Raw genomic sequence first — 13,101 nt, forward strand, 5'->3', positions numbered from 1 at the left:
TTTCCTTTTTCCGGATTGATTCCTAAGACGATGACTTCGAGATTGTTCAGATTATCATTGGCTTTTACAAAGCCGAATTTATTTTTTTCTATAACTTCTTTAAAGTTGGAAGTCGTAAGATGATTGGCATTGATGAGTTTGCCGGTAAGGTAAGAGGTTTTGCTTCCTTCCGAAAATTTTGTGTTTTCATGATACATATATCCGTCGGTAAGAATAAATAATATGTTTCTGTGGTCGTTTTTAATGCAGTAATCTTTTACTTTATTTTTAAAAAATTCCCAAATGTCAGAACCTACATAATTTCCGTCTTTTATCGCTGACTGATAGATCGTTGTCGGTAATTCCGAATATTTTTTATCCACCTGATCAAAATAGTTTCTGGGAGTGTTTTTATCAAAGGAAACTTTCAGCTCTTTGGTAAGTTCATTCATTTTCGGATCTAAAGGTTCCGGATTGAAGAAAACCTGCATCTGATCTTCGTAGGTAATGATTTTTTTAGATTTGATGTGGTTTAAAAATCCTTTTTCAATGGCTTTGATGTACTCGGTATCTCTCTGGAAATATTCCATTGTGGGATTCGGGTTCGTTTTAGGATCAATTCTGTCGGATAAATCAATTAAAATACTGACATTAATATTGTTTGAATCAACTACAACAGGATTTTTTGTTCCCTCTTCAGTTTTGCCTGTTTTATCTTTGCAACATGAAACCAAAGAAATAATCATTAATAAATAAAATATTTTTTTCATATTCTGTAATTTATAAGGATGATAAATAAACAAGGTTCTGATTGTCCGAATTGGCTCCTACAGTTTCCAGATTGGTATTATACGTAGAAATGCATTCATCAATCATGGTCTGTTTTTCCGTTCTGGAAACAGCAATTTTCTCTCCGATAAACGTGATCCAGCCCTGAACATATTCCGAAGCATACAGCTTGTAATCTTTGGTCGGAATAATTACGCCGTCGATAATATTCTGAAGTTCCTCAATTCTTCCTCTTATTTTAATGATGGATTCTTTTATATTTCCGATAGCCGCAAGAATTTCTTCAATTTCTTTCTTTAAAACATTAATTTTTTCCTGAAAAAATTCTACTCTTTTCTGTCTGATTTCCTGTTCGTTTTTAATCTTATCCTTTTCGCGGTGCTCTTTCATTACAAAGTCGAAAACAAGTCCCCAGATAATGTACACGATGAATCCAGCGAAGATAATTTCCCAAAACTGATTTTTGGTAAAAGCAATTTTAAGATCGAATGGAAGAGAATCAAAAGTTTTTTCTACATCATATATTTTTTTTTCAATTTCATACGCTAAAATGACATCAAAAATAAAAGTCACCATAAGTAATAAACCGAGTTTGATATAATTGGCTGTAGTTTTATTCTCTCCAAACATATGGATCAAAAAACCTAATCCAAGAAATACAAAAGGAATTAAAACGACAAAAGCAGCTTCGGTTGAACCATCATTCCAGGCTTTAGCTAATGCCTGTGGATCAAAAACACTTTGTATCACAGTGCTTTTTGCGTCAAAACCTTTAAAGAAGGCAGAATAGGAAGTTGAGATATAGAATACTCCTAAATATAAAGTTATCGGGATTAAAAGAAATAGCCCAATGATAAATTTTGCTGAAGCTCCTTTTGTGGCTTTTACATTATATTTTTCGGGATTTCGGGGAAGATCAATGATTTCTGAGTTTAAGGTTTCAATGGTTTGCTGATGGCTTTCTACTTCCCTGTTTTTGGTTTTCAGCTGTTCTTCCTTGGTTTCCTGCGAAACAATGAGTGCTTTAATTTCTGTTTCGCGGTTCTTCTGTTCATTCACATAAGACTCTTTCAGCTGTTGCTGTTTTTCCACCATTTCTTTTTCTTCATTCTGAAATTTCGAGTAAACGGCATCCAGACAGATGGAAAGGGTAGAGTGGTTTCCGCTGGTTCGGGAACTGTCCCGATAGCCGGATTCGTGGTAGGTTCTTTTGCGTGTTTCCTCAGAAGACTCTTCCTCGGTATTTACTTCAGTTTTCGGAAGCTGCTCTTCTTTGGGTTCTGCGGGAACAGATTTTAGTTTAAATAAATTTTTTATACTGGTAGTATCCATGATGGTTAGTTTTTTAGTTCATATAAAATTTCACTTTTAGGCTTTCCTGTTCGTATCGCTTCAATGAGGTAATCTACGATGGCGGTTACATTTTCTTCCATAAATCCGAACATCAGAACGTACTTTTGCATCGTGGTATATTCATTCGGGGAAACAATTCCGTCTGCCCAGATCATAACGGTAAGATCGTACAGATAATCTATTTTTTCTTCGATTGTCTGCGGAATCAGCGACTTCATATTGAAAGGGTTCAGAAGGATCTCGTCTAAATTTTTTGATGAAATGCCTCTTTCTTCGGCGCAGTTATAAAGCATTTTCAGTTCAAGGGCACTGAAATCGTCATCACAGATTGCCATTTGATACAGCCTTAAGAAATGTGCTTTAAGATGTTCCGTAATGTTGTTATTTTCCATGATTGTCTTCTTCCTTTGGTTTTTTAGGATTAATAATTCGGTCTCTGGATACAGCTCTTTGATGGATGGGAACTGAAGGATGTGAAGTTTCCCCGGTAATTTCTTCTTCCTTTTTCTGTTCGGTTTTTTCGGCGAAACCTATCAACAGAAATAAAATTCCTGTAACAACATCAATCGGAATCCACACACTTTTCCTTAACAGATAAATGGGAAGCACAGGATTGAAAAGAATAAGGATGATAAGGAAAATTATACTGAAGTAATGCTGTTTAAAGGTTAATGTATTGTACAAAACCAATACAGCTCCTGCGGAAACAAGGATTCTGAGAAAAGTATAATATTCTATAGGAAGTCTGAAGATACCGATGAAACAGCATAACGCACAGAAGGTGAGAAATGGTTTCATATGCTGTACTATTAAAATCCTGTCCGAAGGTTGTATTTGTAATTAAAACGGCTTTCAGACATGAACAGAAATGCAAAGAAATCGATAACGGAAATAATGACAGGAATAAAAGTCCAGCAAAATAACAGGTAAAGAATTCCCATAATGTTCTGCCCCAGATAAAATCTGTGGATGCCTATTCCTCCAAGGAAAAAAGCAAGTAAGGTGGCGGTAGATTTTGATTTCATAATTTTTTAAACTCGGGATAAAATTTCGTTTTTCTTTGTTTCAAACTCTTCCGGAGAAATAACTCCGCTTTCTTTTAGTCCTTTCAGTTTCTGTAATAAAGCAAAAGGATCTTCATTCTCAATCAGCAATGGTTTCTTCTCCTCCTGAAACATCTGAGGCTGTGTAATAATGGGCGTTGCATTATTTACGGTAACTCCTCCTGCGGAAGCTCTTAAGGTCTCAAGATTTTTCTCTCTTCTTACGCCCCGCATTTGTTCTTCCACTTCCTGCGCAAACTGGTATAGCTTTCGGGCTTGGTTTTTAGGCAGGTAATCCATCATATTGGTAAAATGTTGTGTTGTTTTTACCATAAAAGTTGAACCTACAATCCCTTCCTTAATATGGCAGTCTGCAACATCTACCCAGCTGTAATCCTGAAAATCCATAGACAAACCAAAGTTTTTGGGTCTGCAGAAAATAATTCTTCTGTTGGTAAGCGCGATGCAGTCCGGAGATAAATTGAGTACCGGTTTTTTCTGAACGGCAATGTATTCCATAGTTTCCTGCGAGGTGAGCAGACTGTTGATTCTCCCTAAAAGCTTTTCGACGGCTTTTGGATCTTGTTCTTCATTTAAAAATTTTTTTAAGTTCATGATGATATTTTGTTTTTAGTTATTTTACATCTTTATAAAAAACATATCCTTTCTTTCCGGAAGATTTTACTTTTACTTTGTACCATGAACCTTCTTTGGAAAGTGGAATCAGCTTTTCGTTTTTATAAACTCTCGTTACTACTTTAGAGCTGAGAGATGGCTTTTCGTAAATATTGGTGGTGGCAATTCCGGTAATGTATCGGTTGGAACTAAGGTCTACATTTACCTCATCAATGATTATTTTTTGAGGTTTATTGGATTTTGTTTTTGAAGAAGTATAAGAATCGGAAGTTTTATGCTTTTTAGTTTTCCTTTTCTTTGCTGAACTTCTGCCGGATGAATAACTTTCTGAAGAGCCGCCGCCGCAAACGCCGCAGGTTCCACCGCTGCTGCAGTGTCCGCACCGTGAACAGCTGGAACAGGCTGTACAATTGGCAGAGCCTGTGCATCTTCCTTCGTGTCCTATATTGTCGTTTGCTTTAAAGCAAGAGTTTAAAAGAAAAGAACCGAAGGCGATTATAATAAAGGGTATTAGTTTTTTCATGGTTAATTATAATTTTCTAATGTCTGATGAAGCTGATTTCTGTAGTTGTAGATTTCGTCCAGACTGTTTAATAAAACTTTTTCTCCGGCATCTTTTCCGTTGTGGAAAGTCTCCAGATATTTATTAGCGGTATTAAAATGCAGTCTGCAAAGCGGTTTTCGGTTGTTGTCGTCTAGTAAAATTCCGAAGTAAGACAACGTGTCTCTGTAAGCAATTCTTGAAGAAGGTATTTTCTCCCGCAGAATGGCTTTTACGATCTGGAAACCTTCCAGTTCCTCTTCTGTGGTTACAATTTTAGACTCGCTGGTTTCATGGATGGGCTGCGAAGTTTTTACATCATCTTCGCGCTGTTCGATCTGTTCATTAATGCTTAAAGCAGATTTTAACCTGAAACTGATGGATTCATTAATAGAAGTCGTTAATGCTTTTTTGGCGTATTCTTTAAACGAGATCATTCGGTTTGCTGTTAACGGCTTTTCGAAGAAACGGTTAACGAGGAGTTTTACCAGTTCATCGGACGGATTTTCAATTTCTTTTTCGAATTCTTTTCTGATGGCTTTGATGTATTTTAAAGCTTCCGCAGAATCCAGAATGCTTTCCAGATTGTAGTCTTTTTTGGTAAAGCTTTCCAGAATTTTGATGGAACTGTCTTTTAAATCTTCAATATTGATCGTGAAAAACGGTTTTTCATCCATAATATTGGGCTTTTCCAGATCCGTGTAGAAGTTGTAAACAATCCCGTTCGTTAAAACGCCGAATCGTGTTTTGGAAACGTGATAATACCGGTGAAGCTGAGAATTGTGTGCATCTGCACTTTCTTTCCAGTGTTTGCATTCGATGATGAAAATAGGCTCATCATTGTTTTTGATGACATAATCTACTTTTTCGCCTTTCTTGGTTCCGATGTCGCAAACGTGTTCGGGAACCACTTCTGTAGGATTGAAAATATCATATCCTAAAATCTGAATAAAAGGCATCACAAAAGCGTTTTTTGTGGCTTCTTCTGTTCCGATCTGGTCTTTTAGCCCGATTACTTTCTGGTGAAGCTGTTCCAGTTTAATTTTAAGATCCATGATTTTATTTTTTTAAAGTTTCATCTGTAATTTCTGCTTCCGGAGCATTCTGTTTTACGGAAGCGATCCCGTTTTCCATTCCGGATTTTGTGCTGTAAAGCTGACTTTTCCCAATGATTTCGCCGTTTCTTGCTTTCAGAACGAAATAATCTTTTTGGTTTACAGCGATTCTTCTGTCGTATCTGAAATCGTACTGAGAGTTAATTTTTACAGATCCGATTCCCTTTAAACACGAAGCTTTCTGAACGTAGCCTTCGCTTGTTAAAATAATTTCACCGTTTGCGGCTTTCAGATTAAACTGATATTCTTTGTTTACTCTTTGTGTGATGACGAATTTTCCCATGGTTGTTGATTTTTATGTGGTATGACATTCTTTAGAACATGTTTTGCATCCATTCGCTTTTGCATAGTCTTTTTTTGCTTCTTTTACTGCGCTTTCACAGCCGTAAAACATGCCTAAATATTTCCTGTTATTCGGATTCGGAAGAAAAATACAGTCTTCATGATGTACTTCATGATCTCCGTTTTCCTGAGCTTTTGTGTGCACGTAATATCTTTTCATAATAATTATTGTGGTTGTTTTTCTGTTCCAAAAGTATCACGCTTTGATGAGTAATTTTTACGGCTTTCCGTAAAACGGGCAAAAAATAAAAAACCTTTCAACAAAATTGAAAGGCTGTATTGTTTGATTGATATTTTTATATGATTCCGATGTCTTTACAAAATGCGACCAATTGCTCATTGCTTTTAACACTGAGGTCTTCTTTCAGGCTGTTTAATCTTTTTTCGACACTGCTTAAACTGGACGGGTTGATGTTTTTTTCCTTAAGATGGGTTGGAATATTTTTTTGCAGTACTCCTTTGGAAAGAAGAGAGACAATAACAATATCATAGGCTGAAAATTCATAATTATTGAATTTTTTCATTTCCTGCTTCAGATCAAAAGAAAGATAGTTTTCTCCTATATAAACGGATGCGATAGATTTTTTCAGGTCTTTGGAATCATTTCTGGCTTTTTGCACATATCCGTTGATCTGGTAGTCTGAGAAAAGATTTTCGATCACTCCGCTTTTACGTTCCGCCGAAAATACAATGACTTTAAGGTCCGGCTGTAATTCTTTTGCTTTTTTGATGAGGTCTTTACCGTCTTTAAGAGTCTGGGTGTGATGATCTTCCTCATAATAAAGATCTGTAATAAGCAAATCGTAGGGTTGCTTTTCCCGCAGAGCTTTTTGGATTTTTCCTATGGCATCATCACAGTAATATACATAATCTACTATGGGAATATTCAGATCCTCGAGTGTTTTCTGTACGGAAATATTGATGCTTTCATGATCTTCGGCTATTAAAATTTTTTTAAACATGGTTACAAGGTTTAATTAAATATAAAGGTTTAAGACCTCAAAAATAGATGCAATTATAATTCTTCCATTACGGATTCACGTAAAATAACAAAAAACAGTCGATTTTCATTTTTAAATTAAATCAGCCCAATATCTTTACAGATTACAATCATCTCGATATTGTTTTTCGCACAGAAGATTTCGCGGAGTTCATTCAGTCTCTTTTCAATCGATCGGATGCTGTATGGTTCCATCCGATGCTCTTTCAGATAAGTCTGAATTTCGTTCTGTTTACATCCTTTGGAAAGAAGCTCAAGAAGTTTAAGGTCGTACTCATCAAGATCACGGGGAATCTTCCGGATCGCATTTAAAATATCCTGAGACATTACGGTTTCCCCTTTAAATACTTTTCTAATGGTATTCTTAAGCTCTTTTCCGTCATTTCTTGCTTTGCTTACAAATCCGTTAATGTGGTACGTTTTATAAAGATCATCAATTATTTTCGATCGGCTTTCTACCGAAAAAACCACCACTTTAAGATCGGGCTGAATTTTTCTGGCTTCATAAATCAATTCCTGCCCGCTTTTCAGTTTCTGTGCAATATGATCTTTTTTAAAAGAGAGATCCGCAATCAGCAGATCATAAGGTGCATTTTCTGCGGCTGCAGCTTTCAGTCTTTGAAGAGCTTCGTCACAATACGTTACAAAATCGAAACGCGGAATTAATAATTCTTCTAAGGTACTCATGATTCCCAGATTTGCTACTTCCTGGTCTTCAACAATTAAAGTTTTTCTGAACATAACAAAACGGTTATGAAGAAGGGAAGGAAATATTTACCTTCAGTCCTTTTTCAATTTTTGTTTCAAAAGTAATGTTCCCGCCGATTCCTTCTATGCGGGAAGCCGTATTCCGCAATCCGTTTTTATAAATAAGGTCTCCGGCAATTCCCACTCCGTTGTCTTTATACTGAATCTCTATATTTTGGTCAGCTTTTTCAAATTTTACGGCTACATGACTTGCCTTACTGTGCTTTTTCATGTTAACCATAAGTTCACGGAGTACCTGATAGATTTCTTCTTTTACCGGTGCAGAAATATTTGTCCAGACAGAGGAACTGTTGCCTGCCGTAAAAGTTTTTACACTTGCGTTATTAAAGGATGCGATAAGTTCTGAAATTTCCTGACTGAATTCTTTTTCTTCACCCGCTTTTTCATAAGAAAGATTTCTGGATTTTTCATAGACAAATTCCAGTTCATCCAAAGTTTTTTCACGATCAAAATCTTCCTGATTTTCAATCTTTGCCATTACCTGATAAATCCCATTCGCAACCACATCATGCACTTTTTTCGACATTTTAAGCTGCGTGTTTTTGACTTCGAGCTCTTTTTCTTGTTTTAATTGTTTTTGTCTTTTTATGTACCAATATGTAGTGCCTAATAATAATAAAATTAAAGCAGAAATTCCTGCGCTCTTTATTAGGTTTTGTGAAATTAATCTCTGATTTTCTGCATCTTTTTGTTCAACATCATATCTTACCATTGCAAATTGACTTTTATGCTTATTTCTTGTGGTTTGTAAATTATCATTAATAGAATCAAACTTATTAAAATTTGAGAGATATTTTTCAGGCTGTAATGTTATGATTCTTTTTAGTGCCGTTATCTGATCATCTGGACTATTATTTTGTATTGCTTCTTTGAGCATTTTTTGTGCATATTCTAAAGACAACTTTTTATCTTTATCATAATAGTATGTTGATAAAGTTTCAAAACTGGAGTTTAAACCCATTTCCCCTTTAATTTTCTGTCTTATTTCTAAAGCTTTATAAAACTCGGGTAATGGGTTGTAGTTTTTATCATCAAGATATTTGGCTTTTGCAAGATTATTTATCGCTCTTGAATAACTTTCAGGATTATCAGCAAGAATTGCTTTTTGTAAATATTCTTTAGCTAATTTATAATTTCCTTCATTTATTAATAAATCACCGACATTATTATAGCACACATATTTATCTTCTTTACTTATAATATATTTTAATGCTTTTTCATAAAAAAAGATCGATTTCTTATACTCTCTCAAAGAATTATATGATAGCCCAATATTGTTGTAATTTGTTGCTAATCTATTTTTAAATACGCTGTCATTTTCTCTTCTAAGAAATTTATTTGCTTCAAACGAGGATTCTATTCCGCCGTAGAAATCTCCTTTGTTTGTTTGAATCATAGCCATATTAACCAAAGAATTACCAACTCCTAAAGAATCCTTTATTTTAAGATATTCATTCTTTGCTAAATTGTAATAATAGAATGCTGAATCAGAATTGTTTGTGCTTCTGCAGATTCTTGCCTTTATATAATATTTATTATCGGATGTTGTTACAATTTCTTTTTTACATGAAAAGAAAAGTAGCAGAATAGCAAAAAGTAGTATTTTTTTCATGATGATTAAGTTTTTACAAAGTAAATAAAAAAAAGAGCAGGTTTTAATTCTGCTCTTATAATTAATTATGGTTGCGTAAATGGTGGTGGAGGTAATTGTCCTGAGTTTCCACCAACTGGTCCGCCTGTTCCGTCTCCCGGATCGGTTCCCGTTCCCGGATCTGCCAATTGCGTTGTTGACTGTCCGTTATCATTGCTGTTATTGTTACCTGAAGTATTGGCATTATTTTGCCCGAATGCTAAGCCTAATAGCATTAATATAATCTGGATCATTTCCTAAAAATTTTATAAGGGTTTGAAAAATTTTCTTCCTCTCAGGAGGTTAATCCCGAGCTGTACACTGTTAAAATTTTCGAAGCGCTTCTTAAGTTTTTTTGGGAAGTGAACCTTCAAAAACGGAAGAGAAACATCTGCTTCCCAACCCGGAGTTTTCTTCCGTTTTATCTGGCAATTTTTGAAATCAGTTTCGTAACTTTGTTGTATTCTGTTGTTTTAATTGTTTGTTTCTCACTGATTTCTATGGCAAAGTAACGACGAAAGGCAGAGCAAGGGTTAGAAAGTTTTTGGAAAGTTTTTGGAAAGTTTTTTCAGTGGGAAATACGGAAAACCGTAATGATGTTGATATAAAACTTCATAATTTTCGCACCAATAACCGTTGAATATGTCAAAATTTTTACCTCAGAAAAGAAGACTATTAGAAGAAGTCTTTAAAAAAGCATCAGATAGTACCACAGAAAGATCATTTAGTGGAATTTTGAAATCATTGGAAAGAGATCTTTTAGATGATTTTAGAGTAAGTTTAAGCTATAGGACTTTCGAGACGTATTATAAGACTATTGTAGATAATGATGGCGATTATAATATAAAGCCAGCAATTCTAGATGATCTTAGTAAGTATTTGGAATATGATGATTTTAGAAGTTTTTGTTTAGACTGGAAAACGATAGAATACACTGTAAGCCAAACTTTATCGAAGATCGTTATTAATATTACCAATAAACCAATTTTTAATTTACCGGATATTTTCAAGAAGAATGGAGCCGGAGTTATGGAAATGGTTTTCGTTTTATTATTAGTTACAGGAGGCGTCGTTTTTTCAAACAACAAAACTTCCAAACCTCTTGGCTGGATGTCGGGATGGGGTTCTCCTGCAACAGACAAACCTTATATGTATTGGGATAAAGACCGTTATATGGCAACAGACAGCAGCTCGCTGCATTCTCGTGTTGAGGTGGTTCCTATGCGTGATTTTGCATTTATCAATATGAAAAAGATTATGCGACCGGATACACTTACTGTAGACAATGCAATGGGAAAAGTCTGGTATGACAAAAGCAATAATCATGTTGAATTTTTTACAAGTCTCGGGAAGCATCCTGAAAATGGAAAAGCCTTAAAAGATGTTACCGAACACATCCTTGAAACATATGCCGGAGAAAATGCGATACTGGAAGAATAGTTAAAAAAATCTATAAAATAGCTAACAGAAATTCGGGCGGTTTCCAAAGGAAACCGCCCGAATTCTATGATATTAACGCTATCTGTTTAGCGATATTAAAAATCGTCTGTGCTAAATTTTCTGCGATGACAGATCACGGATAAACAATAAATTATTGTTCATTCAGCATTCCCAGTTCGCCGAAATGCTTTTTAAACTTCTGAATTTTCGGTCCTACCACAGCGCTGCAATACGGCTGAGTCGGGTTTTCGTTATAATATCCTTGGTGATACTGTTCCGCTGCCCAGAATTTATCGAATTTCGTGACTTCCGTTACATACGTTCCCTGCCATCTTCCGGACTCTTTGGATTTTTCAATTGCCGCTTCAGCTTTTGCTTTTTCCGCATCGTCTTTGTAATAAATAACAGAGCGGTACTGTGTTCCGATATCATTTCCCTGTCGGTTAAGCTGCGTAGGATCGTGAAGGAAAAAGAAAACATCCATTAACTGTTCATAAGAAATAACAGCAGGATCGTAAGTGATCTGTACCACTTCTGCATGTCCGGTTTCTCCGGTGCACACTTCTTCATACGTAGGATGGTCTTTGTGACCTCCCGAATATCCGGAAACCGCAGATTGTACTCCTTTCAGCATATTGAAACAGCTTTCCACACACCAAAAACATCCGCCCCCGAAAGTAATCTGTTCTAAATTGTTGTTATCCATAAATTAATTATTGTAATTTCTTGTTTTCTCCTGTGAGAGATGGAGAAAAAACCTATCAAAAATAAGGAAAAGTTTTTCAATCGGGCGTTCAAAATTCAAATTGTCATGATAGATGAGACAAATTTTTTCAAACACATTAATACAAATATTTTCATCAAATAAAATTTAAAAATTTACATTATCTGCACCATCTGCGAGAGAATTTTAATAATGATATTGGGATAGAACAGAGATCCTTCGACTGCTTCGCGCTCAGGATGACAATGCCGCAAATTTGTTATTTATAGAGATTAGTATCAGCGACGTCATGCCGAGACAAATTTTTTCAAACACAATTAACCCAAATATTTTGATTAGATAAAAATCTAAAATCTGCGTTATCTGCACCATCTGCGAGCGAATTTTAATAATGATATTGAGATAGAATAAAGATCCTTCGACTGCTTCGCGCTCAGGATGGCAGTGCTGTAAATTGTTGCTCGCAGAGATTAGTATTAGCGATGTCATGCTGAGCCTGTCGAAGCATCTCTAAAGATGAAATAAAAACAAAAAAAGCACCCTTAAAAAAGGATGCCTGTATTATTTAAAATCTTTGCGATTTTGCGTTAAAAATTTAACAGAAATCAGACGCAGATAATCAAAATGTTCCGGTTATTTTTCCCAGACTAAAGCACTTGCGCCTAAAATAGCAGCATCCGCTTCGTCCAGTTCACTGAAAACCAATTTTACCTTGTTTCTGAAAATAGGAAGTAAGTTTCTTTCCATATGAAGTTTGGTAGGTTTTAAAATAAAATCTCCTGCTTTTATCACGCCGCCAAATAAAAGAATCGCTTCCGGAGAAGAGAACATTACAAAATTGGCTAAAGCCTCCCCCAGTTTCTGTCCGGTATACCGGAATACTTCAATAGAAATCGGATCGCCCTGTAAAGCGCATTCGTGAACAGTTTTAGAATTAATGGATTCTTCAGGATACTGATTCAGTAAAGATTCAGGAAATTCAGCTCTCATTTTTTTTGCGGTAATCGCAATTCCGGTTGCCGATGCGTAGGCTTCAAGACAGCCTTCAGAACCCGTGCTCCAGTGTTTTCTTCCGCCTGGTTTTACGATGGTATGTCCCAATTCTCCGGCAAATCCGTCGTGTCCGTAGATCAGTTTTCCACCCGCAACAATTCCACTTCCAACGCCTGTTCCCAGAGTAATCATGATGAAATCTTTCATGCCTCTTGCAGCGCCGAAAAGCATTTCTCCAATGGCTGCAGCATTCGCGTCATTAGTAATGGTACACGGAAGCCCGAATTTTGCCGACATCAGTTCAGCAAAAGGGATGATTCCTTTCCACGGAAGATTGGGAGCCTGTTCTATGGTTCCTGTATAGTAGTTGGCATTGGGAGCACCGACACCGATCCCATCGAAGTTTTTGTCTTTTCCGTGGCTTTCGATCAGAGGATAGACCGCCTCGTATAAAGCGTCAATATATTCTTCTACGGTAGGATAGGCTTCTGTACGGATGTTACCTTTTTCCAAAACTTCGCCTCTGTGGTTTACCACTCCAAATTTTGTGTTCGTTCCGCCAATATCAATTCCGAGCGCAACGTTTTTTGACAAATCTACTAATGACATTCTATTCTAAAATTCTAAAAGGTTAAAATTATAAAAAAGATTGTATTCTGAGACGATTAACCTAAGATTTATTTAAAAAAAATATTATGTTGTTTTCGGTGTTTTCTTTTTTCTTCTTCCCCACCAGATCATAAAGCCT

General features: G+C 35.9%; 17 protein-coding genes. 1 reads left to right on the forward strand and 16 read right to left on the reverse strand.

Annotated elements, in window-relative coordinates:
- The 14 genes from WFK35_RS13750 to WFK35_RS13815 all read right to left on the reverse strand — a co-directional run.
- The coding region (locus WFK35_RS13750) for a hypothetical protein (protein WP_336733049.1) at positions 1 to 749 on the reverse strand (749 nt) is incomplete at its 3' end.
- Positions 750 to 759: 10 nt separating this feature from the next.
- A complete protein-coding gene (locus WFK35_RS13755; RefSeq protein WP_336733050.1) occupies positions 760 to 2,100 on the reverse strand; it encodes a beta-carotene 15,15'-monooxygenase in 1,341 nt (446 codons plus the stop codon).
- A gap of 5 nt (positions 2,101 to 2,105) precedes the next feature.
- Positions 2,106 to 2,513, reverse strand: a complete 408-nt coding sequence (locus tag WFK35_RS13760) for a hypothetical protein (RefSeq protein WP_336733052.1) — start codon at positions 2,511 to 2,513, stop codon at positions 2,106 to 2,108.
- Complete coding sequence (locus tag WFK35_RS13765; protein ID WP_336733053.1) at positions 2,503 to 2,919, reverse strand: DUF6804 family protein; 417 nt, start codon at positions 2,917 to 2,919, stop codon at positions 2,503 to 2,505. Before WFK35_RS13765 ends, WFK35_RS13760 begins: the two co-directional genes overlap by 11 nt.
- Positions 2,920 to 2,930: 11 nt before the next feature.
- Positions 2,931 to 3,146 (reverse strand): TM2 domain-containing protein, encoded by a 216-nt coding sequence (locus tag WFK35_RS13770; RefSeq protein ID WP_271248861.1) that lies wholly within the window; start codon positions 3,144 to 3,146, stop codon positions 2,931 to 2,933.
- Between the two features lie 6 nt (positions 3,147 to 3,152).
- Entirely contained in the window at positions 3,153 to 3,779 is a 627-nt protein-coding gene (locus tag WFK35_RS13775; RefSeq protein WP_108408931.1) for a PH domain-containing protein, read from the reverse strand.
- Between the two features lie 19 nt (positions 3,780 to 3,798).
- A complete protein-coding gene (locus WFK35_RS13780; RefSeq protein WP_336733054.1) occupies positions 3,799 to 4,323 on the reverse strand; it encodes an SH3 domain-containing protein in 525 nt (174 codons plus the stop codon).
- Positions 4,324 to 4,325: 2 nt separating this feature from the next.
- Positions 4,326 to 5,396: a type I restriction endonuclease gene (locus tag WFK35_RS13785; protein WP_336733055.1), complete on the reverse strand. Its 1,071-nt coding sequence runs from the start codon at positions 5,394 to 5,396 to the stop codon at positions 4,326 to 4,328.
- 4 nt (positions 5,397 to 5,400) lie between these two features.
- Positions 5,401 to 5,739, reverse strand: coding sequence for a YegP family protein (locus WFK35_RS13790; RefSeq protein ID WP_235132278.1), 339 nt, complete (start codon positions 5,737 to 5,739; stop codon positions 5,401 to 5,403).
- A gap of 12 nt (positions 5,740 to 5,751) precedes the next feature.
- Positions 5,752 to 5,958, reverse strand: coding sequence for a hypothetical protein (locus WFK35_RS13795; protein WP_336733056.1), 207 nt, complete (start codon positions 5,956 to 5,958; stop codon positions 5,752 to 5,754).
- Positions 5,959 to 6,094: 136 nt separating this feature from the next.
- The gene (locus tag WFK35_RS13800) at positions 6,095 to 6,760 is read right to left on the reverse strand and encodes a response regulator (protein ID WP_214587923.1); all 666 of its coding nucleotides are present in this window, start codon (positions 6,758 to 6,760) and stop codon (positions 6,095 to 6,097) included.
- 116 nt (positions 6,761 to 6,876) lie between these two features.
- Complete coding sequence (locus tag WFK35_RS13805) at positions 6,877 to 7,539, reverse strand: DNA-binding response regulator (RefSeq protein ID WP_235132280.1); 663 nt, start codon at positions 7,537 to 7,539, stop codon at positions 6,877 to 6,879.
- Positions 7,540 to 7,549: 10 nt separating this feature from the next.
- A complete protein-coding gene (locus tag WFK35_RS13810; RefSeq protein ID WP_336733057.1) occupies positions 7,550 to 9,178 on the reverse strand; it encodes a tetratricopeptide repeat-containing sensor histidine kinase in 1,629 nt (542 codons plus the stop codon).
- Positions 9,179 to 9,243: 65 nt separating this feature from the next.
- Complete coding sequence (locus WFK35_RS13815) at positions 9,244 to 9,450, reverse strand: hypothetical protein (protein WP_336733059.1); 207 nt, start codon at positions 9,448 to 9,450, stop codon at positions 9,244 to 9,246.
- Between the two features lie 388 nt (positions 9,451 to 9,838).
- On the opposite strand from WFK35_RS13815, the gene WFK35_RS13820 reads away from it, so the two are divergent.
- A complete protein-coding gene (locus WFK35_RS13820) occupies positions 9,839 to 10,636 on the forward strand; it encodes a hypothetical protein (RefSeq protein ID WP_336733060.1) in 798 nt (265 codons plus the stop codon).
- A 151-nt stretch (positions 10,637 to 10,787) separates the two neighbouring features.
- Here the strand turns inward: WFK35_RS13820 and msrA are convergent, their stop codons facing one another.
- Both msrA and WFK35_RS13830 read right to left on the reverse strand, forming a co-directional pair.
- Entirely contained in the window at positions 10,788 to 11,342 is a 555-nt protein-coding gene (gene msrA / locus WFK35_RS13825) for a peptide-methionine (S)-S-oxide reductase MsrA (protein ID WP_087706943.1), read from the reverse strand.
- Positions 11,343 to 11,993: 651 nt separating this feature from the next.
- Positions 11,994 to 12,962, reverse strand: coding sequence for an ROK family protein (locus WFK35_RS13830; protein ID WP_214587934.1), 969 nt, complete (start codon positions 12,960 to 12,962; stop codon positions 11,994 to 11,996).
- Between the last annotated feature and the right edge of the window lie 139 nt (positions 12,963 to 13,101).

Source organism: Chryseobacterium sp. VD8 (assembly GCF_037149975.1).
Lineage (GTDB): Bacteria > Bacteroidota > Bacteroidia > Flavobacteriales > Weeksellaceae > Chryseobacterium > Chryseobacterium indicum.

What these genes read in the sequence shown, in the direction of transcription:
- WFK35_RS13760 (WP_336733052.1), bottom strand. Translation starts at nt 2,513, where the DNA reads ATGGAAAATAACAACATTACGGAACATCTTAAAGCACATTTCTTAAGG.
- WFK35_RS13765 (WP_336733053.1), bottom strand. Translation starts at nt 2,919, where the DNA reads ATGAAACCATTTCTCACCTTCTGTGCGTTATGCTGTTTCATCGGTATC.
- WFK35_RS13780 (WP_336733054.1), bottom strand. Translation starts at nt 4,323, where the DNA reads ATGAAAAAACTAATACCCTTTATTATAATCGCCTTCGGTTCTTTTCTT.
- WFK35_RS13820 (WP_336733060.1), top strand. Translation starts at nt 9,839, where the DNA reads ATGTCAAAATTTTTACCTCAGAAAAGAAGACTATTAGAAGAAGTCTTT.
- WFK35_RS13805 (WP_235132280.1), bottom strand. Translation starts at nt 7,539, where the DNA reads ATGTTCAGAAAAACTTTAATTGTTGAAGACCAGGAAGTAGCAAATCTG.
- WFK35_RS13815 (WP_336733059.1), bottom strand. Translation starts at nt 9,450, where the DNA reads ATGATCCAGATTATATTAATGCTATTAGGCTTAGCATTCGGGCAAAAT.
- WFK35_RS13795 (WP_336733056.1), bottom strand. Translation starts at nt 5,958, where the DNA reads ATGAAAAGATATTACGTGCACACAAAAGCTCAGGAAAACGGAGATCAT.
- msrA (WP_087706943.1), bottom strand. Translation starts at nt 11,342, where the DNA reads ATGGATAACAACAATTTAGAACAGATTACTTTCGGGGGCGGATGTTTT.
- WFK35_RS13810 (WP_336733057.1), bottom strand. Translation starts at nt 9,178, where the DNA reads ATGAAAAAAATACTACTTTTTGCTATTCTGCTACTTTTCTTTTCATGT.
- WFK35_RS13770 (WP_271248861.1), bottom strand. Translation starts at nt 3,146, where the DNA reads ATGAAATCAAAATCTACCGCCACCTTACTTGCTTTTTTCCTTGGAGGA.
- WFK35_RS13785 (WP_336733055.1), bottom strand. Translation starts at nt 5,396, where the DNA reads ATGGATCTTAAAATTAAACTGGAACAGCTTCACCAGAAAGTAATCGGG.
- WFK35_RS13830 (WP_214587934.1), bottom strand. Translation starts at nt 12,962, where the DNA reads ATGTCATTAGTAGATTTGTCAAAAAACGTTGCGCTCGGAATTGATATT.
- WFK35_RS13790 (WP_235132278.1), bottom strand. Translation starts at nt 5,739, where the DNA reads ATGGGAAAATTCGTCATCACACAAAGAGTAAACAAAGAATATCAGTTT.
- WFK35_RS13800 (WP_214587923.1), bottom strand. Translation starts at nt 6,760, where the DNA reads ATGTTTAAAAAAATTTTAATAGCCGAAGATCATGAAAGCATCAATATT.
- WFK35_RS13755 (WP_336733050.1), bottom strand. Translation starts at nt 2,100, where the DNA reads ATGGATACTACCAGTATAAAAAATTTATTTAAACTAAAATCTGTTCCC.
- WFK35_RS13775 (WP_108408931.1), bottom strand. Translation starts at nt 3,779, where the DNA reads ATGAACTTAAAAAAATTTTTAAATGAAGAACAAGATCCAAAAGCCGTC.